Annotated in this window: 23 protein-coding genes; 22 read left to right on the top strand and 1 reads right to left on the bottom strand. The window is 59.5% G+C overall.

All coding sequences use genetic code 11. The features are described from left to right. Nucleotides 1-8 precede the first annotated feature (8 nt). Nucleotides 9-539 carry a hypothetical protein gene (locus HB376_RS26250; RefSeq protein ID WP_213766654.1) on the top strand — a complete coding sequence of 177 codons (531 nt, stop codon included), beginning with the start codon at nucleotides 9-11 and terminating at the stop codon, nucleotides 537-539. A 60-nt stretch (nucleotides 540-599) separates the two neighbouring features. Here HB376_RS26250 and HB376_RS26245 read toward each other — a convergent pair whose 3' ends face one another. Next, nucleotides 600-821, bottom strand: a complete 222-nt coding sequence (locus HB376_RS26245; RefSeq protein WP_213766653.1) for a SymE family type I addiction module toxin — start codon at nucleotides 819-821, stop codon at nucleotides 600-602. 519 nt (nucleotides 822-1,340) lie between these two features. On the opposite strand from HB376_RS26245, the gene HB376_RS26235 reads away from it, so the two are divergent. The 21 genes from HB376_RS26235 to purF all read left to right on the top strand — a co-directional run bounded on the left by HB376_RS26235 (nucleotide 1,341) and on the right by purF (nucleotide 24,977). Next, a complete protein-coding gene (locus tag HB376_RS26235) occupies nucleotides 1,341-1,847 on the top strand; it encodes a DUF2199 domain-containing protein (protein WP_255631580.1) in 507 nt (168 codons plus the stop codon). Nucleotides 1,848-2,123: 276 nt separating this feature from the next. Further along, entirely contained in the window at nucleotides 2,124-3,995 is a 1,872-nt protein-coding gene (locus HB376_RS26230; protein ID WP_213766650.1) for an SEL1-like repeat protein, read from the top strand. A gap of 412 nt (nucleotides 3,996-4,407) precedes the next feature. Then, nucleotides 4,408-4,629, top strand: coding sequence for a YdcH family protein (locus HB376_RS26225; RefSeq protein WP_031362537.1), 222 nt, complete (start codon nucleotides 4,408-4,410; stop codon nucleotides 4,627-4,629). A gap of 127 nt (nucleotides 4,630-4,756) precedes the next feature. Continuing rightward, a complete protein-coding gene (gene ppk2, locus HB376_RS26220) occupies nucleotides 4,757-5,788 on the top strand; it encodes a polyphosphate kinase 2 (protein WP_255631582.1) in 1,032 nt (343 codons plus the stop codon). A gap of 127 nt (nucleotides 5,789-5,915) precedes the next feature. Continuing rightward, nucleotides 5,916-6,146 (top strand): type II toxin-antitoxin system Phd/YefM family antitoxin, encoded by a 231-nt coding sequence (locus HB376_RS26215; protein WP_213766648.1) that lies wholly within the window; start codon nucleotides 5,916-5,918, stop codon nucleotides 6,144-6,146. A gap of 223 nt (nucleotides 6,147-6,369) precedes the next feature. Next, complete coding sequence (gene leuC / locus HB376_RS26210) at nucleotides 6,370-7,779, top strand: 3-isopropylmalate dehydratase large subunit (protein ID WP_213766647.1); 1,410 nt, start codon at nucleotides 6,370-6,372, stop codon at nucleotides 7,777-7,779. After that, nucleotides 7,776-7,907: an entericidin A/B family lipoprotein gene (locus HB376_RS26205; protein WP_213766646.1), complete on the top strand. Its 132-nt coding sequence runs from the start codon at nucleotides 7,776-7,778 to the stop codon at nucleotides 7,905-7,907. The genes leuC and HB376_RS26205 overlap by 4 nt, the downstream gene beginning before the upstream one ends. Before the next feature lie 51 nt (nucleotides 7,908-7,958). Beyond that, nucleotides 7,959-8,609 carry a 3-isopropylmalate dehydratase small subunit gene (leuD, locus tag HB376_RS26200; RefSeq protein ID WP_213766645.1) on the top strand — a complete coding sequence of 217 codons (651 nt, stop codon included), beginning with the start codon at nucleotides 7,959-7,961 and terminating at the stop codon, nucleotides 8,607-8,609. A gap of 49 nt (nucleotides 8,610-8,658) precedes the next feature. Further along, nucleotides 8,659-9,726 carry a 3-isopropylmalate dehydrogenase gene (gene leuB / locus HB376_RS26195; protein ID WP_213766644.1) on the top strand — a complete coding sequence of 356 codons (1,068 nt, stop codon included), beginning with the start codon at nucleotides 8,659-8,661 and terminating at the stop codon, nucleotides 9,724-9,726. A gap of 470 nt (nucleotides 9,727-10,196) precedes the next feature. Continuing rightward, a complete protein-coding gene (gene asd / locus HB376_RS26190; protein ID WP_213766643.1) occupies nucleotides 10,197-11,318 on the top strand; it encodes an aspartate-semialdehyde dehydrogenase in 1,122 nt (373 codons plus the stop codon). Nucleotides 11,319-11,513: 195 nt separating this feature from the next. Further along, complete coding sequence (locus HB376_RS26185) at nucleotides 11,514-13,919, top strand: FimV/HubP family polar landmark protein (protein WP_213766642.1); 2,406 nt, start codon at nucleotides 11,514-11,516, stop codon at nucleotides 13,917-13,919. A gap of 7 nt (nucleotides 13,920-13,926) precedes the next feature. Then, a complete protein-coding gene (truA, locus tag HB376_RS26180; protein ID WP_346730585.1) occupies nucleotides 13,927-14,748 on the top strand; it encodes a tRNA pseudouridine(38-40) synthase TruA in 822 nt (273 codons plus the stop codon). Continuing rightward, a complete protein-coding gene (locus tag HB376_RS26175; RefSeq protein WP_213766640.1) occupies nucleotides 14,745-15,422 on the top strand; it encodes a phosphoribosylanthranilate isomerase in 678 nt (225 codons plus the stop codon). Before truA ends, HB376_RS26175 begins: the two co-directional genes overlap by 4 nt. A gap of 58 nt (nucleotides 15,423-15,480) precedes the next feature. Continuing rightward, entirely contained in the window at nucleotides 15,481-16,674 is a 1,194-nt protein-coding gene (gene trpB / locus HB376_RS26170; protein ID WP_213766639.1) for a tryptophan synthase subunit beta, read from the top strand. A gap of 11 nt (nucleotides 16,675-16,685) precedes the next feature. Continuing rightward, complete coding sequence (locus HB376_RS26165) at nucleotides 16,686-17,579, top strand: site-specific DNA-methyltransferase (protein ID WP_255631579.1); 894 nt, start codon at nucleotides 16,686-16,688, stop codon at nucleotides 17,577-17,579. Nucleotides 17,580-17,643: 64 nt separating this feature from the next. Next, nucleotides 17,644-18,447, top strand: coding sequence for a tryptophan synthase subunit alpha (gene trpA / locus HB376_RS26160; protein WP_213766638.1), 804 nt, complete (start codon nucleotides 17,644-17,646; stop codon nucleotides 18,445-18,447). 76 nt (nucleotides 18,448-18,523) lie between these two features. Next, on the top strand, nucleotides 18,524-19,396 hold the full coding sequence (gene accD, locus HB376_RS26155; RefSeq protein WP_062086303.1) for an acetyl-CoA carboxylase, carboxyltransferase subunit beta: 873 nt from the start codon (nucleotides 18,524-18,526) through the stop codon (nucleotides 19,394-19,396). Nucleotides 19,397-20,510: 1,114 nt separating this feature from the next. Next, nucleotides 20,511-21,833, top strand: a complete 1,323-nt coding sequence (folC, locus tag HB376_RS26150) for a bifunctional tetrahydrofolate synthase/dihydrofolate synthase (RefSeq protein WP_213766637.1) — start codon at nucleotides 20,511-20,513, stop codon at nucleotides 21,831-21,833. 35 nt (nucleotides 21,834-21,868) lie between these two features. Next, nucleotides 21,869-22,747 (top strand): SPOR domain-containing protein, encoded by an 879-nt coding sequence (locus tag HB376_RS26145; RefSeq protein ID WP_213766636.1) that lies wholly within the window; start codon nucleotides 21,869-21,871, stop codon nucleotides 22,745-22,747. A gap of 6 nt (nucleotides 22,748-22,753) precedes the next feature. Continuing rightward, complete coding sequence (locus HB376_RS26140) at nucleotides 22,754-23,290, top strand: CvpA family protein (protein WP_213766635.1); 537 nt, start codon at nucleotides 22,754-22,756, stop codon at nucleotides 23,288-23,290. A 139-nt stretch (nucleotides 23,291-23,429) separates the two neighbouring features. Then, nucleotides 23,430-24,977: an amidophosphoribosyltransferase gene (gene purF, locus HB376_RS26135; protein WP_213766634.1), complete on the top strand. Its 1,548-nt coding sequence runs from the start codon at nucleotides 23,430-23,432 to the stop codon at nucleotides 24,975-24,977. The last annotated feature ends 5 nt before the right edge of the window (nucleotides 24,978-24,982 follow it).

Raw genomic sequence — 24,982 nt, 5'->3', positions numbered from 1 at the left:
TTAATAAAATGCTAAACGTAGAAGATATTTTTGCTCCGGTGATTGGGGAAATCGCTTTCTCAATTACGCAGACTCACGGAAGTTGTTTTTTTATCGAGTTTGGAAGTCCTCACTTGAGAATTCGTGAACCCAGTGATCCGAGGCCCGACGCAACAGACAGAGTGGCAATCAACCTTCGCAGGCGTCGAGTGTATGTTGTTGGGACGTGGTCGCTTCTTGTCCAAGATTGCAATTGGGCGCTGACAAACGAGCAAAAATCTGTCTGTCAGGCGGATACGCCGGAGGATATGGAGAAGCTGTTTCGAGGTGTCGAAGGACAATATCTCGTATCTGCACGCGTCGTCGAGGCGACGAAAACATGCACGCTGGAATTTGATCTTGGCGGAAGTTTGAAATTGTGGCCACGAATCGATAGGGATCCTGATCTCAATCCTAATGAACATCAATGGCATCTCAGTTATAAGGATGGATCATCGGCTGGTTATACAAACGATGGCTCAATCGCGATTGAGTCAGCTACTGATTCTGACAAAACCTAAGCGATTGCGAAGGGATACCGTTGCATGAACGAAGGGCCGCTGACGCGGCCCTTCGTTGTTTTAAGCGGCTGTGATGATGAGTTTGCCGTGTTCGACGGTGATGCGCACTTGCTGACCGGGGAGGAATCCGGCGTGTTCGATCCAGAGCCCGGAGAGCTTGATCCAGGGATACAGCTTCGGCGGCTTGTTCAGGTGTGAAGGCCAGGCTTGGCGAAGAGACTGCTGAACCTTGACGGAGCGTTCAGGAAATCCAGCGCCTGCTTTATGATTGGCGTTAGCCATGGTCAACTCCTTGAGTGAGTTGGTGGTGGTCAGCGGGCGGTGAGTGTTCTAGTACTCATCGCCCGCGCTTCTTTACGGCTTTCTACATCTGCTACGTGAGCGGCCTATCGCCGGCGGTTCATGACCTTCTGAACCTGCGTCTTCCTGTTGGGGCTGTACTATTACAAGGCCCGGATGTACTCGCCTGCGTTGGGTAGGTTCTTACAGACCGATCCGGTTGGAACCGCTGACGATCTGAACCTGTATGGGTACGTGAAGAACAATCCGATTACGCTCAATGCAGGAATAGGACTCGGTGTGAGCTGAGCAGCAGGGAAACGGAGACCGGTCGTACTACTTGTGCCCGGGGCAAACGCGAAGAACGGCTCAGGCTGCATATTTGCGAGACGTTACCGTAGTAACACCGGTTAATACGCAGCAGCTCAAGGCGTAACTTGTTTCGAGATACAAAGTAGTGCAAACTTTCGTTTTGAAAGACTCGCGCCTTGGCGAAACGCGGTAATAGACCTCGGAGACAAATTGTTTCGATTTCAATGCGCTACATGCGATAAATGGCACGTGGGCGAGCCGAGTCTTACCTTCGCCGTGCCGGACTACTTGTCGGGAATTCCCCAGGATCGGCATAAGTCGCGCGTCCGCTGCTCGGAAGATCTCTGTGCGGTCGATGACGAATTCTTTTTCGCACGTGTGAGCCTTGAGATACCAATTATCGGTGCCAGCGCGCCATTTCTCTGGGGCATCTGGGTGACCCTGAGCAGGCGCAGCTTTGACGACTACACCGAGCGATTCGAACGGCGTGAGGCCGGAGGCCCGTACTTCAGTTGGCTTGCGAATGAGCTTCCCGGCTACCCGCCGCTAGCCGGACAGCAGTCGCGCATTTTCGCTCGGGCAGGAGGGCTCAGGCCTTTGGTTGAACTCGAAGAATCGGATCATCCGCTGTCTTTGGACTTTCACAAAGGGATGTCGGCGGAGCGTGCTGGAGCTATTTTCCAGATGATCCTCCATCGGACCGACCGGGCTCATTGAAGCCTAGATCTGAAAGCGAACACAGCGGTATGGCCAACTGAATAAGCGCGCCTGGTGGGCCTTTGTGGGCTTTACTGGCTGTCTGGTTGGTCGAGGTATGTCTTCAGAAAGGCATCGTCGGGATCGCCGAAGGACTCCAATGCTGCTCATTGCGCCAGGAACCGCCTTCGATCATCGGCGTTGGAGCGCGAGGTGCTCTTTCCTAATGGAACCTTCGCATGCAAGTGGCCTGCTGGCGAAACAAGTGCGGGCAGTCGTTAACTAATCATAAAACAAATGACAGCGAAAAATTATCTACTCATTATGGCTGTTTTTCTTTGCCAAGCATGTACAACGTTATCGGATAAAAACGCGGTACTGGATTACGCGCCGGGGACCTTAGTTGATGCTAATGCGCAATATAGGTTGGGACTGGATTACGAAGCCGGCAAGGGCGTGCCGCAAGATATGCAGCAAAGCAGAATCTGGGTCGAGCGCGCAGCGCTACAAAGGCTGGCAAAAGCTCAGTATGCGCTGGCGTCTATTTATCTGACGGGACATACGTTGGACGATGATCGTGTTGCCTTAAAATGGTTTCAAATTTCCACCGATCAAGGATATTCTCAGGCTCAAACTCATTTCGGTTGGGAAAGCGATCACGTGGAAAAAATTCCAAATGATATTAAAGTGGAAATAGTAAAAAATTATCAATTGGCGGCGCAACAGGGCGATGCCAAGGCTCAGTATGCGTTAGCGTGGCTTTATAAAGAATGGGTCGGGAATTTTGAGCAAGCACTTTATTGGTTTCAGCGTTCTGCTGACCAAGGGCACATGGCCGCAGAAAATAGATTGGGTATATTTTCTCAGCAGTTCAATAAATTTGATGAAGCGTTGTACTGGTATCGAAAATCTGCCGCGCAGGAATATGACGCAGCAGAGGGGAATCTCGCAATTATGTATTGGAATGGGCAAGGTGTTCAACAAAATAAAGAAGAGGCCCTCCGTCGATATCATAAGGCTGCAAATCAAAAATACCCGGTGGCACAGTACAATCTTGCCACCATCTATTGGAGCGACGGCGAATATAAAGATACCGTGCGAGCGTTGGATTGGTTCCGCTTAGCGGCGGACCAGGGATACGCACCGGCGCAAGCCTACCTTGGCGATATCTACGCTCAAGGCCTCGGCGGGGTGCCGCAGGATACCGAACAGGGGCTACGCTGGCTGAAGTTGGCAATTGATCAGAATTCCGATGTTGCCGAAAGCATACTGTCGCGGATGTACGCCAATGGAATTGGTGTGACGCCCGATCTGGGTATCGCATTTCAGTGGGCGCATCGCTCGGCCATCCGGGGGAATCTCCAAGCGCAATATGATGTTGGCAGAGCATATGCGTTAGGGCTTGGTGTTCCCGCAGATAAGCAGCAAGCCGCCAGTTGGTTTCGTTTATCAGCAGATCAAGGATATCCCGGCGCGCAATATTTTCTCGGCTTGTTGTACTTCAGCGGTGAGGGTGTACCGCAAGACAAACCGAAGGCCCTAGCCTTGATGCGGTTAGCCGCGGAGCAGGGGACTCTATCGCAATTCTTTGAACCGGGAGCGCCGGAAAACATGGTGGCCCTCATTTATCTAACTGGGGACGGGGCGCCCAAAAACGGGCCCGAAGCAGTGAAGTGGTTCACGCTGGCAGCGGGGCTTGGAAACACGTCAGCGCAACAATATCTAGGTGATATCTATCGATTGGGTGAAGCTGTTCCTCAGGACATGCAACAGTCGTTTCATTGGTACAAGCTGGCGGCCGATGCTGGAAACGCTGAGGCACAAGTGAGCGTAGCGCAGCTCTATATAGATGGATCCGGCGTGACGCAAGATTATCAGCAGGCGTTAAAGTGGGTTCAGCTAGCTGCCGATCAAGGTTTGGCTCTAGCACATACAAAGTTGGGCTGGATGTATATGAATGGGTACGGAGTTGCACAGAATTACCGAGAAGCCCTGAAATGGGAAACATCTGCCGCGCAGAAGGGCGATCCTGCGGGACAGTTTAATCTTGCATTACTTTATCTCCGCGGCCAGGGCATTAAAGTTGATAAGCAAGAGGCTCTCAAGTGGTTACAACTATCCGCGGGGCAAGGATACGAGGCGGCGAAAACTGCACTGACAGAGCTATAGCAGAGCGTTCAGACTGCCGTGTTCACGTACGTGTTTGTGATGGCGCGTACGGGGCTGGACTGCACAGTGGAACGAAAATGATAGCTGTTTTGGAGCAGAAGATAGGCCGTCCGCGTCAGTTGGTCATCGGCGAAACGCCGCGCCAGGCGAAGGCGATCGACAAGCAGTAGTTTGCATTGAGTAGGGGTTTGAAGGAAGCCCCGGCGCGTATTTGCCGGGGCTTTTGCATCCACGATGCCTGATTGTTTCTCCGCCTACCATTCGTCCTTCGCGCTTGCCCCCAACCCCACCTGCCCAAGCCAAAACTCGCGCAAACACGAGCAATATCAACATGCGACTTGTGTAGTAATGCCAAGATATCCAGGCTTACTGACCCTGCGGGCTTGCCCGCAAACCGCACGAGGAGCTACCGATGTTTCCAGAATTTCGCGATCTGATTTCCACGCTCAAGACGGAAGACGCCCACTTCGCTCGATTGTTTCAGCGTCACAACGAACTGGATCATGAGATCAAGAACATGGAGGGTGGGCCGCTACCCGCGGACGGTCGGACTATCGAAACGCTCAAGAAGGAAAAGCTGCTTCTGAAGGACAAGCTCTATGTCGTCTTGAAGAAGGCCGCGACGCCGGCTTAAGCAGGCAGCGCCTCGTTTAACCCTGAGAGGCGGGGCGCCTAGTTATAAGGAAGAGACTTTGACATCACAGCACGAAAAATCCGACGCTCGCCATTCAGCCGTGCGAAGCGTCGCTCGCGGCGACGTCCTGGAGACCGGCACTCCGCGCGCCGCACAGCTCGATGAAACCGGCCGTGCCGTTCAGGCGGCCAACGAGCAAATCTCAAGCACTTTGCAGCACGTATTGTCGACGGGTGCCGCGCAGGACCCGGGCACGCTGATGGACACCATCAAGACATTGATGAGCGGCCTCTCCCCCGATGAAACCACCGCCCTTCGCAGCGTCATGCTCGAGGGTGATCCGGCGCTTTGGCATGCTCGCGCTTCACGGCATCCCGACGACGAACTGTCACGTGACTGGCGCGGCGGCGGGTATCCATATCGGAACCTGATGTCGCGCCATGCGTACGAGAAGCAGAAGTATGCGCTGCAGGTCGAATTGCTGAAATTGCAGGCGTGGGTACGGGAAACCGGCCAGCGTCTGGTGATCCTGTTCGAAGGGCGAGATGCTGCCGGCAAGGGCGGCGCCATCAAGCGCTTTATGGAGCACATGAATCCGCGCGGTGCGCGCGTCGTCGCGCTCGAAAAGCCGACCGAATCCGAGCGCGGCCAATGGTATTTCCAGCGTTACGTGCAACACCTGCCGACATCGGGCGAAATCGTGCTGTTCGATCGCTCCTGGTACAACCGGGCGGGCGTTGAGCGGGTCATGGGGTTTTGTTCGGAACATGAATATAACGACTTCATGCAGCAGGTTCCCGAGTTCGAGCGGCAACTCGTTCGAAGCGGCATGCATGTTGTCAAGTTCTGGTTTTCGGTGAGCCAGGAAGAACAGCGCCGGCGCTTCAAGGAGCGCGAGATTCATCCGCTCAAGCAATGGAAACTCAGTCCGGTGGATCTCGCCTCGCTGGATAAGTGGAACGAATACACGGACGCCAAGGAAGCGATGTTCGCGCAAACGGATACCGCGGATTCCCCATGGGCGGTGGTTCGCTCGGACTGCAAGAAGCGGGCGCGGCTCAACGCAATGCGCCATATCTTGCATAAGCTGCCGTATGCGAACCGGGACGTTCGCGCAATTGGGACGGTCGATCCGTTGATCGTGGGGCGGGCTTTGTAGGCTGGTGTTTGACGGGTTGTTGATACATTCAACGGGTGTAGGTGCAGTCAGCGCTTACACCCATTTTTATGTCCGAAAGTTTGTTCCCTGGGCAAGGTTTCTACACCACGTCACTGAGAACTCGGATATGACGGATCAAGACGAAATAAAGCAACACGAATGGCGAGCGATGGACCCGGTTTTCATCGCAGGCCGCGACCATCCGGCCCATATCCTGCTGCCCATCGAAGAGTTTCCATGGGGCACCGACGCTTCCGACGCGAGCATTGTCGAGCGGTTAGCTGCTCCAGACACTGCGAATATCGAATTCAAGGCGCCGCAATCAGGCCGTTTATTCCACCCAGCTGATTTCTCCTGATTTGCTTCCTTAACAGGCCGGCCGCGCGGCTAAACGGCTGATTCTTTTCTGCATTCCGGTTGAACGGCCCATCCCGGTACTCCCCATACAGGTAGCCCTACTACCACCCTAACTCACTGTTTTATATCGGTTTTTTCTTGGTTCACTAGCGCAATGCGCCGTCCTGCGTGGCATAATCATCAAACCAAAAAACACCCCCGCAGTCACAACACCTGAAAAGACCATGGCCCAGACTCTGTACGACAAGTTGTGGAATTCGCATGTGATCCACACCGAGGAAGACGGCACGTCCATCCTCTACATCGACCGTCATTTGCTCCACGAAGTGACCAGCCCGCAAGCGTTCGAGGGTCTGAAACTGGCCGAACGGCCGGTGTGGCGGATCAGCGCGAACCTGGCGGTGTCCGACCACAACGTGCCCACCACCGACCGTTCGCACGGCATCGCGGACCCGATCTCGAAGCTGCAAGTCGACACGCTCGACAACAACTGCGACGCGTACGGCATCACGCAGTTCAAGATGAACGACTTGCGCCAAGGCATCGTGCATATCATCGGGCCGGAACAGGGCGCTACGCTGCCGGGAATGACAATAGTCTGTGGCGACTCGCATACCTCCACGCACGGCGCGTTCGGCGCGCTGGCGCATGGCATCGGTACGTCGGAAGTCGAGCACGTGCTCGCCACGCAAACGCTGCTGCAAAAGAAGAGCAAGAACTTGCTCGTCAAGGTCGAAGGACCGCTGCCGCGCGGCTGTACCGCGAAGGACATCGTGCTGGCGATCATCGGCAAGATCGGCACGGCGGGCGGCAATGGCTATGCCATCGAGTTTGGCGGCTCGACCATCCGGGCGTTGTCCATGGAAGGCCGCATGACGGTCTGCAACATGGCGATCGAAGCGGGCGCGCGGGCAGGCATGGTTGCCGTCGACGAAACCACGATCAACTACCTGAAAGATCGCCCGTACTCGCCGCACGGCGCGGAATTCGAGCAGGCGGCAACCTATTGGCGCACGTTCACGTCCGATCCGGGCGCGAAGTTTGACCGCGTCGTCGAGCTGAATGCGGCTGAAATCGTGCCGCAAGTGACGTGGGGCACGTCGCCGGAAATGGTGACGTCCATCGACGGTCGCGTGCCGGATCCCGAGCGCGAAAAGGACCCGGTCAAGCGCGACGCAATCGAACGCGCGCTGAAGTACATGGCGCTCGAACCGAACACGCCGATGCAATCGATCAAGCCGGACAAGATTTTCATCGGCTCGTGCACGAATGCGCGGATCGAGGACTTGCGTGCCGCAGCGTATGTGGTGAAAACACTCGGCCGCCGCGTGGCACCGAACATCCGTCTGGCGATGGTCGTGCCGGGTTCCGGCCTCGTGAAGGCGCAGGCGGAACGCGAAGGGCTCGACAAGGTATTCCTCGACGCCGGTTTCCAGTGGCGCGAACCCGGCTGCTCAATGTGCCTCGCGATGAACGCCGACCGCCTGGAACCGGGCGAGCGCTGCGCATCCACATCGAATCGCAACTTCGAAGGGCGTCAGGGCGCAGGCGGCCGCACGCATCTGGTGAGTCCGGCAATGGCGGCGGCAGCGGCTATTGAAGGCCATTTCGTCGATATCCGCGAACTGGCATGAAGCGCGTCTTTACTCTGCTGGCGTTGATCGCGGTCGTCGCCACTGCTGCGGGCTGCAATACGGTCCACGGCTTTGGCGAGGATCTGCATCACCTCGGCAACTCGATCAGCAACGCGGCCGACAAGTAAGCGGCTCCAAAGAACGGTCAAGCTAACCAAACCGCAAACCGGTGACGGATCATGGAAAAATTCACAGTACATAGCGGGCTCGTGGCGCCGCTGGATCGCGATAACGTCGACACGGACGCGATCATTCCGAAGCAGTTCCTGAAGTCGATCAAGCGCACGGGTTTCGGCCCGAACGCCTTCGACGAATGGCGTTATCTCGATGTCGGCCAGCCGGGCCAGGACAACTCGAACCGGCCGCTGAATCCGGATTTCGTGCTGAACCAGCCGCGCTACAAGGGTGCGTCGATCCTGCTGACGCGCAAGAATTTCGGCTGCGGCAGCTCGCGCGAGCACGCGCCGTGGGCGCTCGACCAGTACGGTTTCCGCGCAATCATCGCGCCGAGTTTCGCCGATATCTTCTTCAACAATTGCTTCAAGAACGGGCTGCTGCCAATCGTCCTGACCGAAAGCCAGGTCGACAAGCTGTTCAACGAAACCTACGCGTTTAATGGGTTCAAGCTGACGGTCGATCTGGAACGGCAGGTTGTGCTGACCGGCGACGGCACGGAATACCCGTTCGAAGTCCCGGGTTTCCGCAAGTTCTGCCTGCTCAACGGTTTCGACGACATCGCGCTGACGCTGCGCCATGCCGACAAGATCCGTCAGTTCGAAAACGAGCGTCTCGTGAAGCAGCCGTGGCTGAATAACCGCCTCGTCGGGTAAGTACGAGCGAGCATAAACGCGTACGAATCAACAAAGAAAAGGAAACACCATGAAGATTGCAGTGCTGCCCGGCGATGGCATCGGTCCGGAGATCATCAAGGAAGCCGTCAAGGTCCTGAACGCGCTCGACGAAAAGTTCGAGCTCGAAGAAGCGCCGGTCGGCGGCGCGGGTTACGAGGCGAACGGCCATCCGCTGCCGGAAGCGACGCTCGCGCTGGCGAAAGCATCGGATGCAATCCTGTTTGGCGCCGTGGGCGACTGGAAATACGATTCGCTCGAACGCGCGCTGCGTCCGGAGCAAGCCATCCTGGGTCTGCGCAAGCATCTGCAATTGTTCGCGAACTTCCGTCCGGCCATTTGTTATCCGCAATTGACGGCGGCTTCGTCGCTGAAGTCGGAGATCGTGGCGGGGCTGGATATCCTGATCATCCGCGAACTGAACGGCGATATCTATTTCGGCCAGCCGCGCGGCGTGCGTTCATCGCCGGATGGGTTGTTCGAAGGCGCGAAGGAAGGCTTCGACACCATGCGTTATTCCGAGCCGGAAGTACGCCGCATTGCACATGTGGCGTTTCAGGCCGCGCAAAAGCGCGCGAAGAAGCTGACGAGCGTCGATAAAGCCAACGTCCTTGAAACGTCGCAATTCTGGCGCGACGTGATGATCGATGTATCGAAGGAATATGCGGATGTCGAGCTGTCGCATATGTACGTGGACAACGCGGCCATGCAACTGGTGAAGGCGCCGAAGGCGTTCGACGTGGTGGTGACCGGCAACATGTTCGGCGACATTCTCTCCGACGAAGCCGCCATGCTGACGGGTTCCATCGGCATGCTGCCGTCCGCCTCGCTCGATAAAAACAACAAGGGCCTGTACGAGCCGTCGCATGGTTCGGCGCCGGATATCGCGGGCAAGGGCGTGGCGAATCCGCTGGCGACCATCCTCTCGGCCGCCATGATGCTGCGCTACTCGCTCGGTAAGCCCGAGCAGGCTGACCGGATCGAAACGGCGGTGAAGAAGGTGCTCGCGCAGGGTCTGCGTACGGGGGATATCGCGACACCGGACGGCCGTACGGTCGGCACGCAGGAAATGGGCGATGCGGTTGTCGCGGCGCTTTAAGCTTTAATACTGGTAACGCGCTTTTTCATCGGATGGTTTGGCGAAAAATTCCGATGGAAAAGCGTCTCGCGGCGGACGTTTTTGCCGGATGCCGCCGATCGCGATATTTCATCTCGATTCGTCGCTTTTAGCGCACGAACCACGTCAAAAGGCGTGGAACGCTCGCGCGGAGGGACGAATATGCGGGTTATCGTGTAGACTCTTTTGTTATGGCGAAGATCTCTTCAATCTCTCCGGACTCGATTTCATGCGGCGGCTTTAGCTCAGGCGCCCGCGCGACTCGTCTCGCCATTACGCTTTTGAACACGCTGCCGGGTACGGTTGCGCTGTCCAAACGCATTACGAAAACCATTTCCCTCAAAACGATCACGTTCCGCTGATCGCCTGTCGTGCCCGCTCATCTTCCCCGCGCGGTCACGTCGGCGGAGGGTTTGGCCCAAGCGGGGAAATGTCCACAAAAAAGGTTAGTCATGAACGTAGGTCTCGTTGGTTGGCGCGGCATGGTCGGCAGCGTCCTGATGCAACGCATGCAGCAGGAAGGCGATTTCGACCTGATCGAACCGGTGTTTTTCAGCACCAGCAATGCGGGCGGCAATGCGCCGTCGTTCGCGAAAAACGAGACGAAACTCAAGGATGCAACAAGCATCGACGACCTGAAAAAGTGCGACGTAATCATTACGTGCCAGGGCGGCGATTACACCAACGAGGTATTCCCGAAGCTGCGCGCGGCCGGCTGGAAGGGTTACTGGATCGACGCGGCCTCGTCGCTGCGCATGAAGGACGACGCGGTCATCATTCTCGACCCGGTGAACCTGAGCGTCATCAAGGATTCGCTTGTCAAGGGCGGCCGGAATTTCATCGGCGGGAACTGCACGGTCAGCCTGATGCTGATGGCGCTCGGCGGTTTGTTTAATCAGAACCTGGTCGAATGGACGACCGCCATGACGTATCAGGCGGCTTCCGGCGCGGGCGCGCAGAACATGCGCGAACTCTTGCAGCAAATGGGCGTGCTGTACGGCGCGGCCAAGGAAGATCTGGCGGACCCGTCGTCGGCTATTCTGGATATCGACAAGCGCGTGCAGGCTGCCATGTCCAGCGATCGTATGCCTATCGATAACTTCGGCGTGCCGCTGGCCGGCTCGCTGATTCCGTGGATCGACAAGGATCTCGGCAACGGCATGTCGAAGGAAGAGTGGAAGGGCGGCGCGGAAACCAACAAGATTTTGGGGTTGCCCGCCATGGGCGAGCCGGGTTCGGTTCCTGTGGACGGCCTGTGCGTGCGGATCGGCGCAATGCGCTGCCACTCGCAGGCGCTGACCATCAAGCTCAGGAAGGACGTGCCGCTGGACGAGTTGCACGGCATTTTGGCATCGGCGAACGACTGGGTGAAGGTTGTCCCGAACGAACGCGAAGCGTCGATGCGCGATTTGTCGCCGGCGGTGGTCACGGGCTCGCTGACGGTGCCGGTCGGCCGCTTGCGTAAGCTCGCCATGGGCGGCGAGTATCTGTCGGCGTTCACGGTCGGTGACCAGTTGCTGTGGGGCGCGGCCGAACCGCTGCGCAGGATGCTGCGCATCCTGCTGGACAAGTAAAGTAAACTACGCGCCACGACGCGCAGCAGTTCACCAGAGCGTCGCGCTTGCGCGGCGCTTTTTCGTTGTGCGGCTGAATGGTTGCTGGCTCGCGCGGCTCAGTTGCCGGTATTGCTCAATCGGTCTGCGGCCAGTTTTTGGATATTGCCCCGTTTTGTTGGTTTCTTGTTCGCTGTCCACTCGCCTGGAGTATCAATGATCGTTCGTCCGAGCCGGCCGCTTCATTCACCGCTTCGCTTCCTCAGCCGCTCGCGGCGCGCGGCGCTGATCGCGGCAAGCGTCGCGAGTGTGCTGCTCGGAACGTTCGTTTCCTCCGATGCCACCGCCCAGGCCAGCAGCGCGTCAGCCGTTTCGGAGGCTTCTGCGCCGGTGTCGGCGTCGGCACCTGTGGCACCTGTGGCACTTGTCACGCAGTACAGCGTGAAACCGGGGCAATCGCTCAGCGATATCGCCTCCCAGATCACCGGCTCGAACGACCGCGCCACGCGCGAGAAGATGTCGCGCGCGCTCTTCGATGCGAATCCCAACGCGTTCATGGGCCATGACCCAAGCCGGTTGAAACTCGGATCGGTATTGAACGTGCCGGCGGTTGAGGATGCGGGAGTGGCTGCCGCCGCGTCTGAGGCTTCTGAGGCTTCTGCGCCTGTGGCGGCATCGTCGCCGGTAGCCGAGGCTAGCGGGTCCGTAGGGGCTGCGGCACCGGTCGAGGGGACATCGAATGCTGCCGGTGCAGTGAGCGGAGCCGCGATGGCAGCGAGCGGCGCGGTCACTGCGGTTGCGCCGAACGCGGCGAGCGAGCCGAACGCGGCGTTGCCGACATCGGAAGCTCAACCTGCGGCGAGCGCCAGCGAGGCTGCGAACGCGAGTGCAAGCGAAGTGGCGCCCGCATCGGAAGCGGCTCCGGCGTTGAGCGCATCGAGCACACCTGCGGCGACTGTCGCGCCGGTGAGCGCACCATCAGCGACAGGTTCTACAGCTATATCGGCGAACGGGCCGATTGGTTGGCTTGTCGGGGCAGTCGCGGTGATCGGCTTGCTGCTGCTCGTTATGCGAAGCGGTAAACGACGCCGTGCTGCAAGCGCCGCCGCTGCGTTGACTGCCGCTGAGCGCGCGCCGCAAGCGCCGCCGGTGGTATCCAAGGCGCCTGAGATAACCGCTGTGCCCCCTCACGATGGATCGACGAGCCACGCGCAAGCTTCCACGGGCGCTGCCGATCTCGACGGTGCATCGGTTCAGCGCGCTCAAGGTGAGCTGAACGTGGTGGCTGCGAGCATGGAAAACTACGATGCTGCGCAGTCCTTCGATACGCCAACCGAGGACAAGCCGTTTCCTCCGGCCGAGAGCAATGCAATAGACGACGATGCCGACGGCGCGCAAGTAACGCTGGGCGAGAGCCGTGCGCAGGATGCCGCACCGGCCCGCGACACGGAGACCAAACGCGCGCCGTTCATGCCCGACGCGCCCGCAGCGCTGCATCGCGATTTCACGCCGCCGCGCCCGGGTGCGATCGAGGCGGCATTGGCGGCGGAACGGGCAGCGGCGGATCGCGCCGAAGCATTGCGCGCAGAAATGGAGGCTCGGGAACATGAGCTTCGCGAGGCGGCTGCGTTAGAACAGGCGACGCGAGAGGCCGTGGCGCAGGAAGCTGCGGCGCGTGAGCTTGAGGCGCAAGAGGCGACAGCGCGTGAGTTGGCAGCGCAAGAAGCTGCAGCACGTGAAGCCGCAGCCCACGAAGCTGCGATGCGTGAAACGGAAGCCCATGAAGTTGCGGCTCGTGAAGCAGCAGCGCGTGAAACGGAAGCTCGTGAAGCCGCAGCCCGCGAAGCTGCCGCTCTCGAGGCGCAAGCCCGTGAAACACAAGCCCGCGAAACCGCCGCTCAAGAAGCAGCGACGCGCGCATCCGCCGCGCACGAAAGCGGAGAACACGTGGCATCGGCCCAGTCGGCGATCGCACCCCAATCTGCAACGAACCAGCGAGACGATGCGGAAGACGCGTCCGCCTACGACGACGAACCGTCGCCGGCTTCGCGTTTCCCGCAGCCCAAATTTCCGCAAGAGGCTATCGAAGCCCTGAGCGCGCTCGATTTCGGTTTGCCGCCGCGTCAGGAGGCGCCCGCACCCTCGGACGTCCAGCCACCGGCGCCCGCGGCCTTCGCCGAATCCACAGCGCAAAACGAGGCCCCCTTGGCTCCCGCGCCCGCCACACCCCAGCCTATCGCCGACCCGGCCGTCTTCGATCGTCAGAACGCGCAGCATAGTCACCCTGAATCAGCCACGACCCCGCCATCCGCGAGCGAGCAAATCGAATCCGGCACGGCTGGCGCTGCATCGGTGGCGGGCCTTGGCGCATCGCGTTTTGGTCCGTTGAGCCTCGATTTCGATTACAACACGCCCGCGAGCCAGAGCGAGCCGCTACCGGCCTTTACGCCCGAACAAATCTCGACGATAGCCCGCAACAAGCTCGAACTGGCCGTCGAATACATTGAACTCGGCGATTTATCCGGCGCGCGCACGTTGCTGCAGGAAGTGATCGAATCGAACGATCCGGCTACGCGCCAACCGGCCGTCACGCTGTTATCGACGCTGGCGCCGCTGTCCTGAGATGCCTGTGAAACGCATTGCATTAGGCATCCAGTACGACGGTTCGGCGTTCAGCGGCTGGCAGACCCAATCGGACGTCGAGACCGTTCAGGACGTTCTCGAACGCGCGTTGGGAAAGTTCACGCAGACGCGCGTGCAGACGGTCGTCGCGGGGCGCACGGATACCGGCGTTCACGCGCTCGGCCAGGTCGTGCATTTCGATACCGAACTCGAGCGCACCGACTTCGCCTGGGTGCGCGGCACGAACGCGTTCTTGCCGCAGAGCGTCGCGGTGCAGTGGGCGCGTCCAATGCCCGATGACTTCCACGCCCGTTTCGGCGCCTATGAACGCACGTATTACTACGCACTCTACGTCCACCCCGTGCGCTCGCCGATGACCACCGGCCACGCCGGATGGTGCTACGCGCCGCTCGATGCCAACGCGATGCGCGAAGCCGCCGCCAGCCTGATCGGCAAGCACGATTTCACCGCGTTCCGCTCGTCCGAATGCCAGGCAAAGACGCCGGTGAAATACCTGCATCAGATTGATATCGTGGAACAGGGCGATTTCATCCACTTTCGCTTTCGGGCGAATGCGTTCTTGCACCACATGGTGCGCAACCTGATGGGATGTTTCGTCGCAATCGGCCGCGGCAAGCATCCCGCGTCATGGATGGCGGAATTGCTGGCAGCGCGCGACCGCAAACGCGCTGCGCCCACGTTCATGCCCGACGGCCTGTATTTGGCCGAGGTCGGCTATCCTGAGAACTTCGCGGTGCCTGCGCCACGCCTGGGAAGCTATCCGTGGAGCGCGGTCTGGCAGGACAACAAGAACGAGACAAAAGCATGAGTAACGGAATGAGCAGCGATTTGCGTCGGACGAGAATCAAGCTGTGCGGTTTGTCGAAGACGGAAGATGTCGATACCGCCGTCGCACTCGGCGCCGATGCCGTGGGTTTTGTGTTCTATCCGCCCAGCCCCCGTTCGGTCAGCGTGGGGCAGGCGGTTGAGCTGGCGGAGCACGTGCCGCCGCTCGTTTCGGCGGTTGGTTTGTTCGTCAACGCCACGCCGGAATGGATTCGCGAGGTGACATCGAATGTGAGGTTGTCATTGCTGCAATTCCACGGCGATGAAACCCCGGCCCAATGCGCAGCGCTCGCTGAAGTAGCCGGCTTGCCGTGGTGGCGCGCTGTGCGGGTAGGGCCTGATGCCACTGCACGCGATTTGGTAGAATCATCTCTTAATTATTCAGCAGCCAGCGGTTTGCTCCTCGACACCTTCGTCGACGGCTACGGTGGCGGTGGAAAGGTATTCGATTGGTCACTTATCCCAACAGATCTCGGGCATCGGGCCGTTTTGAGTGGTGGGTTGAACGCGCAAAACGTCCTTGACGCCATCCGGCGCGTGCGCCCTTACGCAGTCGATGTCTCCAGCGGCATCGAAGTAGCGGGGGCGAAGGGCGTGAAAGATCACGCCCGAATGGCGGCGTTTGTACGCGCGGTGCGCGAAGCAGACGCTGGATGATCAAGATGGGAAACGACGTGGGCAAGCGCAACGCTGCCACGTATCGAGAGAGTGACACATGTACAACTTACCAGACGATCGGGGCCATTTCGGCCCATATGGCGGCACATTCGTATCCGAAACGCTGATTCACGCACTCGATGAACTCCGCGATGCCTACGCGGAATGCAGCAAGGATCCGGCGTTTATCGCGGAATACGAATACGAGCTGAAGCACTATGTCGGCCGTCCGTCGCCGATTTATCACGCCAAACGCTGGAGCAACATGCTCGGCGGCGCGCAAATCTTCCTCAAGCGCGAAGACCTGAATCACACCGGCGCGCACAAAGTTAACAACGTAATCGGCCAGGCGTTGCTCGCGCGCAAGATGGGCAAGCCGCGCGTGATCGCGGAAACCGGTGCGGGACAGCATGGCGTCGCCACGGCGACCATCGCCGCGCGGTTCGGCATGGAATGCGTGGTCTACATGGGCTCGGAAGACGTGCGGCGCCAGGCGGCGAACGTGTACCGCATGAAGTTGCTCGGCGCGACCGTTGTGCCGGTCGAATCCGGCTCCAAAACGCTGAAAGACGCGCTCAATGAAGCCATGCGCGACTGGGTGACGAACGTGGAGAACACGTTCTATATCATCGGTACGGTGGCGGGGCCGCATCCTTACCCCATGATGGTGCGCGACTTCCAGCGGGTGATCGGCGATGAATGCAAGGTCCAGATGCCCGAAATGACCGGGCGTCAGCCGGACGCGGTGATCGCGTGCGTTGGCGGTGGATCGAATGCGATGGGCATCTTTTATCCGTATATCGACGATAAAGACGTGAAGCTGATCGGCGTGGAAGCGGCCGGCGATGGCATTAACACCGGGCGTCACGCGGCGTCGCTGATCGGCGGAAGTCCAGGCGTTCTGCACGGCAACCGCACGTATCTTCTGCAGGACGAAAACGGCCAGATCATCGAGACACATTCGGTTTCAGCGGGGCTGGATTATCCCGGCGTCGGACCGGAACACGCGTGGTTGAAGGATGCAGGCCGCGCTGAGTACGTGGGTATTACCGACGAAGAAGCGCTGAAGGGTTTCCACGATTGCTGCCGGATCGAAGGGATCATTCCGGCGCTGGAATCGAGCCATGCGCTCGCTTACGCCGCGAAGCTCGCGCCCACGTTGCCGAAAGACAAGCTTCTGCTGGTCAATCTGTCGGGCCGTGGCGACAAGGACATGCATACGGTCGCCGAGCGCACCGGCATCACGTTCTGAGCCCGCAACCGATGCGCGATGAAATCGATCATGCAAGTGCGCACGGCGCCGCCGGTGCTGCCGGTGGCGACGTCCACGGCGGCACTGACCGCGGTATCCACCTGCATCATCGCGATTTCCTGACCGATGCAGCGAACCTCCCGGACGGCTCGATCGACCTGATCGTGGCCGATCCGCCGTATGGCCTGGGCAAGGATTACGGCAATGACTCGGACATGCGTTCCGGCGATGCCTTCCTCGACTGGACCTACGGCTGGCTTGATCTGGCCATTCCGAAGCTCAAGCCAAGCGGTTCGCTTTATATTTTTTGCACGTGGCAATATGCGCCGGAGATCTTCGTGTTCCTCAAGCGCCGCCTTACGATGGTCAACGAAATCGTGTGGGACCGGCGCGTGCCGAGCATGGGTGGGACGGTGCGCAGATATACGTCAGTGCACGACAACATCGGTTATTTCGCGGTATCGAAGGATTACTTCTTCGATCTCGATCCCATCCGCATCCCCTACGACGCAGTGACGAAGAAGGCGCGTTCGCGCAAATTGTTCGAAGGCAGCAAGTGGCTGGAGCTGGGTTACAACCCGAAGGACGTCTGGTCGGTGTCGCGGTTGCACAGGCAACACGCCGAGCGCGTCGACCATCCGACGCAAAAGCCGCTTGAGATTATCGAGCGTATGGTCCTGGCGAGTTGTCCGCGTGGCGGGCGCGTGCTCGATCCGTTCATGGGCAGCGGCACGACCGCGGTTGCCTGTGCGCGACACGGGCGCGAGTTCGTCGGCTACGAGATCAACGCCGACTATCACGCGATTGCTGAAAAGCGCGTCGCGGAGACGGGTTCCGTCGGAGTCCGGGTTGAACCGAAATCCGAGACCACGGACACTGCCGTCGACCAAGCGAGCGCCGCCTAAGCTGCTGTTAAGTCACTGCTAAAAAACACTAAAAGGCGCAAATTTCGCGCAAAGAGATTAACTCATGTCCCGTATCAAGAGCACATTTGCGGCGTTGGCCGAGCAGGGCAAGAAAGGTCTGATCCCGTTCATCACGGCCGGCGATCCGAACCCCGAGCAAACTGTTGAATTCATGCACGCGCTCGCCAAGGGCGGCGCGGACGTCATCGAACTGGGCGTGCCTTTTTCCGATCCGATGGCCGATGGTCCCGTGATCCAACGCTCGTCAGAACGCGCGTTGGCCAAGGGCGTTTCGCTGAAACACGTCCTCGCCGACGTGAAGCGCTTCCGCGAGACCAACACCGCGACGCCGGTGGTCCTGATGGGCTACGCGAATCCGATCGAGCGCATGGGCACGGAAGCCTTCGCCAAAGCGGCGAAGGAAGCGGGCGTGGATGGCGTTCTGGTCGTCGATTACCCGCCGGAAGAGTCGGTGGAATTCAGTGCATCGATGCGCGCTGCGGGTATCGATCCGATCTTCCTGCTCGCGCCCACATCAACCGATGACCGTATTGCCGCAGTCGGCAAAGTGGCGAGCGGATATGTCTATTACGTGTCGCTGAAAGGCGTGACCGGTTCGGCAAATCTGGACGTGGTCAGCATCGCGAGTAAAATCCCGGCCATCAAGGCGCATGTCGCGTTGCCGGTGGGGGTGGGTTTCGGCATCCGCGACGCTGCGTCGGCGAGGCTGGTGGCCGATGTATCGGATGCCGTGGTGATTGGCAGCCGTCTCGTGCAATTGCTTGAAGAAGCGCCGCCGGAGAAGGCGGCGGAGATGCTGACGAGTTTTATCGCCGAAATTCGCTCTGCGCTCGATTCTGCAAAATAACCCGTTATTGCGGCCCAAAAGGGTTCAAACCCGCTCCAAATGGGCCGCAAAACACGTGAAACAGGAAGGACATACGATGAGCTGGCTCGACAAACTGTTACCGCCGAAGATCAAGCAAACCGATCCGAAAAGCCGCAAGGGCATTCCGGAAGGGCTGTGGATCAAGTGTCCGTCGTGTGAGGCGGTGCTGTACCGCAATGACGTCGAGGCGAATCTGCATGTCTGCCCGAAGTGCAGCCATCACATGCGGATTGGCGCGCGCGAACGGCTCGACGGTTTGCTCGATCCGGAAGGCCGTTACGAAATCGGCCAGGAAATCCTGCCGGTCGATGCGCTGAAGTTCAAGGATAGCCGGAAGTACCCGGACCGCCTGAAAGAGGCGATGGAAGATACGGACGAGACCGATGCCATGGTCGTCATGGGCGGCGCCATCCACACTATTCCGGTCGTGACTGCGTGCTTCGAGTTCTCGTTCATGGGCGGCTCGATGGGCTCGGTGGTCGGTGAACGTTTTGCCCGCGGCGCGCGCAACGCGCTGGAGCAGCGCACGCCGTTCATCTGTTTTACGGCGTCGGGCGGCGCGCGGATGCAGGAAAGCCTGCTCTCGCTGATGCAGATGGCGAAAACCACGGCCATGCTCACGAAGCTGGCCGAAGCCAAGCTGCCATTCATCTCCGTTCTCACCGATCCGACCATGGGTGGCGTGTCCGCCAGTTTTGCGTTTTTGGGCGATGTGGTGATTGCTGAACCGAAGGCGCTGATTGGTTTTGCGGGCCCGCGCGTGATCGAGCAGACCGTGCGCGAGAAGCTGCCGGAAGGTTTTCAGCGTTCGGAATTCCTGATCCAGAAGGGCGCAATCGACATGATTGTGGATCGCCGGAAGATGCGCGAAGAAATCGCGCGCCTGATTGCACTGCTGACGCTACAGCCTGCTGACGCTGTAGCCTGAGGGTTTTCGTTCGCACTCGGGGTTTGGGTTTTGGGGTGTTTTTGGGGTTGGTCGTTGGGATGCTAGGTTTTGGGGTTAGTGGTCGGGGTCAGTGCCGGGTTGGTGCTTTCAGTGTTAGCGGTCTGCGTGAGTCGGATTTTCTCTTTATCACTATTAGCCACTGTGCGTGGCGGCACGTCATTTCTTTGTCCAAAGCGACAAAGAAACGAAGCAAAGAAAGCGCTTTAACCGCTCTACCCTAAGTGTCCACAGCGTGCAGTTTCTATTCATAGGTGCCCCAAAAGCACGGTGCTCGCCAGAACCACGGATGTTTGAACCCCTCCTTCTCGCGAATCCTGACACGAACACGCTTCGCCCCGTACGCTCTCGGGCAAGCACGAATTGCCCAGGAAGCGGTACGGCCTCACGCGTTCTGCATGCTTCGTTTCTTGGTGGGTTGGCTGCTTGGTCGGCTCGCTTATCTCGTGGGTCACAGCTTGATCCGTAACAGCTCGACGTCACGCGTATTTACTGCCTCGGTCTTTGGTGAGTTGGCTACGCGGTCTACACCGTTATTTTCGTCGGTTATGGCCTTACGCATTGTTGGGGCTTCGTTTCTTGGCGGGTTGGCGACGTGGTTCGAGGCGCGTACAAATCCGGAGGGAGGTCGTCCGCGGATAGCGCGGGGTGTCCCTTGGGCAGGTTCAATCACTGGTGGCGAAGCGTGTGGGTATCGGTGTTCGGAGAAGGAGGGTTTCACACATCCTTCGCTCTGGCGAGCACCGTGCTTTTGGGGCACCTATGAATGAAAACTGCACGCTGTGGACACTTAGGGTAGCGTGGTTGAAAGCGTTTTCTTTGCTTCGTTTCTTTGTCGCTTTGGACAAAGAAATGACGTGCCGCCACGCACAGTGGCTAATAGTGATAAAGAGAAAATCCGACTCTCGCAGACCACTAACACTGAAAGCACCAACCCGGCATAGACCCCGACCACTAACCCAGAACCGACCACCCCGGCATAAACCCCGGCCACTAACCCCGGGCCCCCCAGCATCGACCCCGCCCACCAACGCCAAAAGCACCACCGAGCACCAACCCAGCACCACCGAGCACCAACCCCTACTCACGATCATCCATGGCGACTTCATCGTTCACCTTCCCCACCCTCGACGAGTGGCTGACTCACCTGGAATCGGCACATCCGGTCGGCATCGACATGGGTCTGGCACGCATCAGCCAAGTACGCAACGCACTAGGACTAACGTTCAAATGCCCCGTGATCACGGTCGGCGGAACGAACGGCAAGGGTTCGACCTGCGCGATTATCGAAACCATCCTGGTTCGCGCGGGATATCGCGTGGGCTGCCATACATCGCCGCACCTGCTCGACTTCAATGAGCGCGCCCGGATCAATGGCGTCGACGCCACAAACGACGAGCTGCTCGAGCATTTCGAAGCGGTCGAACAGGCGCGCATGAGCTTGGCCGAACCGGTTTCGCTGACCTATTTCGAATTCACCACCCTGGCGATCATGCGGCTGTTCGCATCGCGTGAACTGGACGCTGTGATTCTCGAAGTAGGGTTGGGCGGGCGCCTGGACGCCGTCAATATCATCGATACCGATTGCGCGATCATCACCAGCATCGATATCGACCATACGGAATATCTCGGCGACACACGCGAGAAAATCGGCTTCGAGAAAGCCGGGATTTTCCGCCCGAATACGCCCGCCATTTGCGGCGATCCCTCGCCGCCGCAGTCGTTGATCGACCACGCGAAGGCTATCGGTGCGGATCTGTGGCTGGTCGGCCGCGATTTCCGCTACGAAGCGCAAGGCGGCAACGAGCGCCAGCAGTGGAGTTATATCGGCCGGACGCAGCGGCGCTCAGCGCTTGCTTACCCGGCTTTGCGCGGTGCGAATCAACTGATCAATACATCGGCGGCGCTGGCCGCGCTCGAATCGCTGCGCGAGCGCATTCCCGTGTCTGCGCAGGATATCCGGCTGGGACTCGCGAACGTCGAGTTGCCGGGACGTTTCCAGGTCGTGCCGGGCAAGCCGCAAGTGATCCTCGATGTCGCTCACAATCCCCACGCCGCCGCCGTTTTAGCTCAGAATCTCGGCAACATGGGCTTTTTTCCCTACACCTACGCAATCTTCGGCGCGATGGGCGACAAGGACATCGCCGGGGTCGTCGAGCATTTGAAGGGTGAGATCGATCACTGGAACGTGACGGCCCTGCCGACCCCGCGCGGCGCCTCCGCTGCCATGCTGGAAGGCGTTTTACGCGATGCCGGCGTCAACGACAGTGGCGACAGCAGCGTTACACAATTCAACAGTCCGGCCGACGCTTTTCAAGATGCGTTAAAGCGAGCGTCCGAAAATGATAGAATTTTGGTTTTCGGCAGTTTCCATACGGTGGCCGGTGTAATGGCTTACCGTAAATCGCAGCGTCATTGAACGGACGGCCGGCCAGCCTCTCGCACAAGCCAACCATGTCCTTTTTCTCGTTCGGCAAGAAAGACGACGCGCCCTCGGGTCGCGACGCATACTCCGACTCCCCGCGCGGCTCGCGTCAGACCGTGCGTACCGAACGCCGGACGCGCCGCAGCGACCGTCCTGAAGCCGACGCAATGATGCTCGACCCCACCCTGCCCGAAAAGCAGCGTGCGCGGCGGCGTCTGGTCGGCGCGCTCGCGCTGGTCGCGGCGGCGGTGATCATCCTGCCAATGGTGCTGGATTCACATCCGAAGCCTGTCACCGACGACATCTCCATCGATATCCCTGCACGCCCGGCTGCACCTTTGCCCAAGACGAGTCATAACGACGCGACGGATGCCGGGGCGGTTGATTCGTCAGCGGATACGCAAGCCGGCGTCGCGCCGGACGGTCCTGCCGCGGCTCCGGACAATGCAGCGGCGGTGGCTTCAAAGCCCGGCTCAAAACCTGATTCGAAGCAAGCCTCTAAGGCAGTAGAAACGCAAGCTCAGGCCAAGGCCGCCGCGCCGCAGCCCGAAGCGAAGCCAGTGGCGCCGCCGGCAGTAACAGCCGCCAAGCCGCCCGCGGAAGCGCCTGCGGCCACAGCAGCAACCCCGAAACCGAACACGCCGGCCTCCCCGGCGGGAAGCCGTTTTGTGGTCCAGATCGGTACTTTCGACGATGACACCGCAGCCCAGGGCTGGGTGACCAAGTTGAAGGCGGCGGGAGTGCCCGCATATATCGAACATCGGAAACAGGCTGACGGCACCACTCGCACGCTGTTGCGTGCCGGACCGTTCGCCGACCGGGCGGCTGCATCGGCGGCGCTGGTCAAGGTGCGGCAAGCCGGACTGGGCAGCGGCAGCGGTGGCAGCAATAACGCGTCGGCGAACTAGCTGTAGATGTTTACGAGTTTCGACTACGCGGTGATGGCCGTGATCGGCCTCTCCGCGCTGCGCGGCATGTGGCGCGGCCTGCTGGCCGAAGTGTTCGGCCTGATCGGCTGGATCGCAGCACTGTTGATCGCGGGGCGGTTTGTCGGGGCGGTCGTGCCGTACATTCCGGCGCACTGGCCGGGCGGGGCGCTGACGCAGTGGCTGATTGCATTTTTGCTGATTGTCGCGGGTGTGCTGGTGGTATCGAGCGTGGCTGGCGCGTTGTTGACGCGCGTGACCGAAGTGGTCGGGCTGCGCGGTATCGACCGGTCGCTTGGACTTTTGTTCGGCCTCGTGAGAGGGGCCATTCTGGTAGTGATCCTGGTCGCCCTCGCGGGCTTGACCGAACTGCCGCAACACGATTTCTGGCGTAACGCGTTGTTCCGGCCCGCGGCCGAACAGGGCGTGCGAGAACTGAAACCGCTGCTTCCCGATACGCTCGCCGCGTACCTGCGCACCACGCCGGACGGCTCGCAAGATCCGCCCGCCACGCCTGCGCAATGACGTCCTGGCCCGCTACCCGAGAATCCCGCGACGGCTCGGCGCAATACCCTGCAGTCTTTGTCCCCCCGTCAGGGGCTGTCTGCATTCGTTGCACCGATACGCCTTTTGGACCCGTTTCGACTCTTTGAAGGACCATGCCATGTGCGGCATCGTAGGCGTAGTTTCCCAGACTCCCGTTAATCAGTTGATTTATGACAGCTTGCTGCTGCTGCAGCATCGCGGGCAGGACGCGGCTGGCATTGCGACGGCTGACGGCAATAACTTCCACATGCATAAGGCCAATGGCATGGTGCGCGACGTGTTCCGCACGCGCAACATGCGCAGCCTGCCGGGTAATGTCGGCATTGGCCAGGTGCGGTATCCGACAGCCGGAAATGCGGCGAGCGAGGAAGAAGCCCAGCCGTTCTACGTGAACGCGCCGTTCGGCATCATCCTCGCCCATAACGGCAACCTGACCAACTGGCCGCAGTTGAAGGAAGAGATGTTCCGGATCGATCGCCGGCATATCAATACCGCGTCGGACACCGAAGTCCTGCTCAACGTCTTCGCCCATGAATTGCAGTTGTCCAGCTCCGGCCTGGAACTCGATCCGGCCGCGCTGTTCAAGGCGGTGAGCGGTGTGCATCGGCGGGTGAAGGGTTCGTACGCCATCGTTTCGCTGATCGCGGGTTACGGCCTTGTGGCTTTCCGTGATCCGTTCGGTATCCGTCCGCTGGTGCTCGGCAAGCAGGAAACCGCGACGGGCGTGGAATGGATGGTGGCGTCGGAATCGGTGGCGGTTGAAGGTATCGGCTTCGAGTTCGTGCGTGATGTAGAGCCGGGCGAAGCCATTTTCATCGATAACGACGGCAACCTGCACAGCCAGCAATGTGCCGAGAACCCGAGCCTGAACCCCTGCATCTTCGAACTCGTGTATCTCGCGCGTCCCGATTCGTGTCTCGACGGCGTGCCGGTCTACAACGCGCGCCTGCGCATGGGCGATTACCTCGCCGAGAAGATCAAGCGCGTGCTGCCGGACGTGCCTATTGACGTGGTCATGCCGATTCCCGATTCATCGCGTCCCGCCGCCATGCAAGTGGCCGCGAAACTGGGCGTGGAATATCGCGAAGGTTTCTTCAAGAATCGCTACGTTGGCCGCACCTTCATCATGCCGGGACAGGCTGTGCGCAAGAAGTCGGTGCGCCAGAAACTCAACGCGATGGCAATCGAGTTCAAGGGCAAGAACGTGCTGATCGTCGATGACTCCATCGTGCGCGGTACGACATCGCATGAAATCGTGCAGATGGCGCGCGATGCAGGCGCCGCCAAGGTGATCTTCGCGTCTGCTGCGCCGCCGGTGAAGTTCCCGAACGTGTATGGCATCGACATGCCCACGCGCGGTGAACTGGTCGCACATGGCCGTTCGGACGAGGAAGTGGCGCGCATGATTGGCGCGGATCATCTGGTGTATCAGGATGTGGCCGATCTGAAGCAAGCCATTCGCGACATCAATCCGGCGCTGCGTGAATTCGACGCGTCGTGCTTCGATGGCAACTACATCACTGGTGACATTGACTCGGCGTATCTGGATCGGCTGGAGAAGGCGCGTCTTGCGCCGCAAGCGCAGTCGGATCGCGATGCCGCGAGTGACGCGATGGAAGGCGACGTATCGCGTTCGCAGTTGCACTTGCAGTTGTCGGTGGAGTGACGAGT

The organism is Caballeronia sp. dw_19 (assembly GCF_018449515.1).
Taxonomy (GTDB): domain Bacteria; phylum Pseudomonadota; class Gammaproteobacteria; order Burkholderiales; family Burkholderiaceae; genus Caballeronia.
The sequence above is the reverse complement of the archived record's forward strand: the minus strand, read 5'-3'. Positions and strand labels throughout refer to the sequence as shown.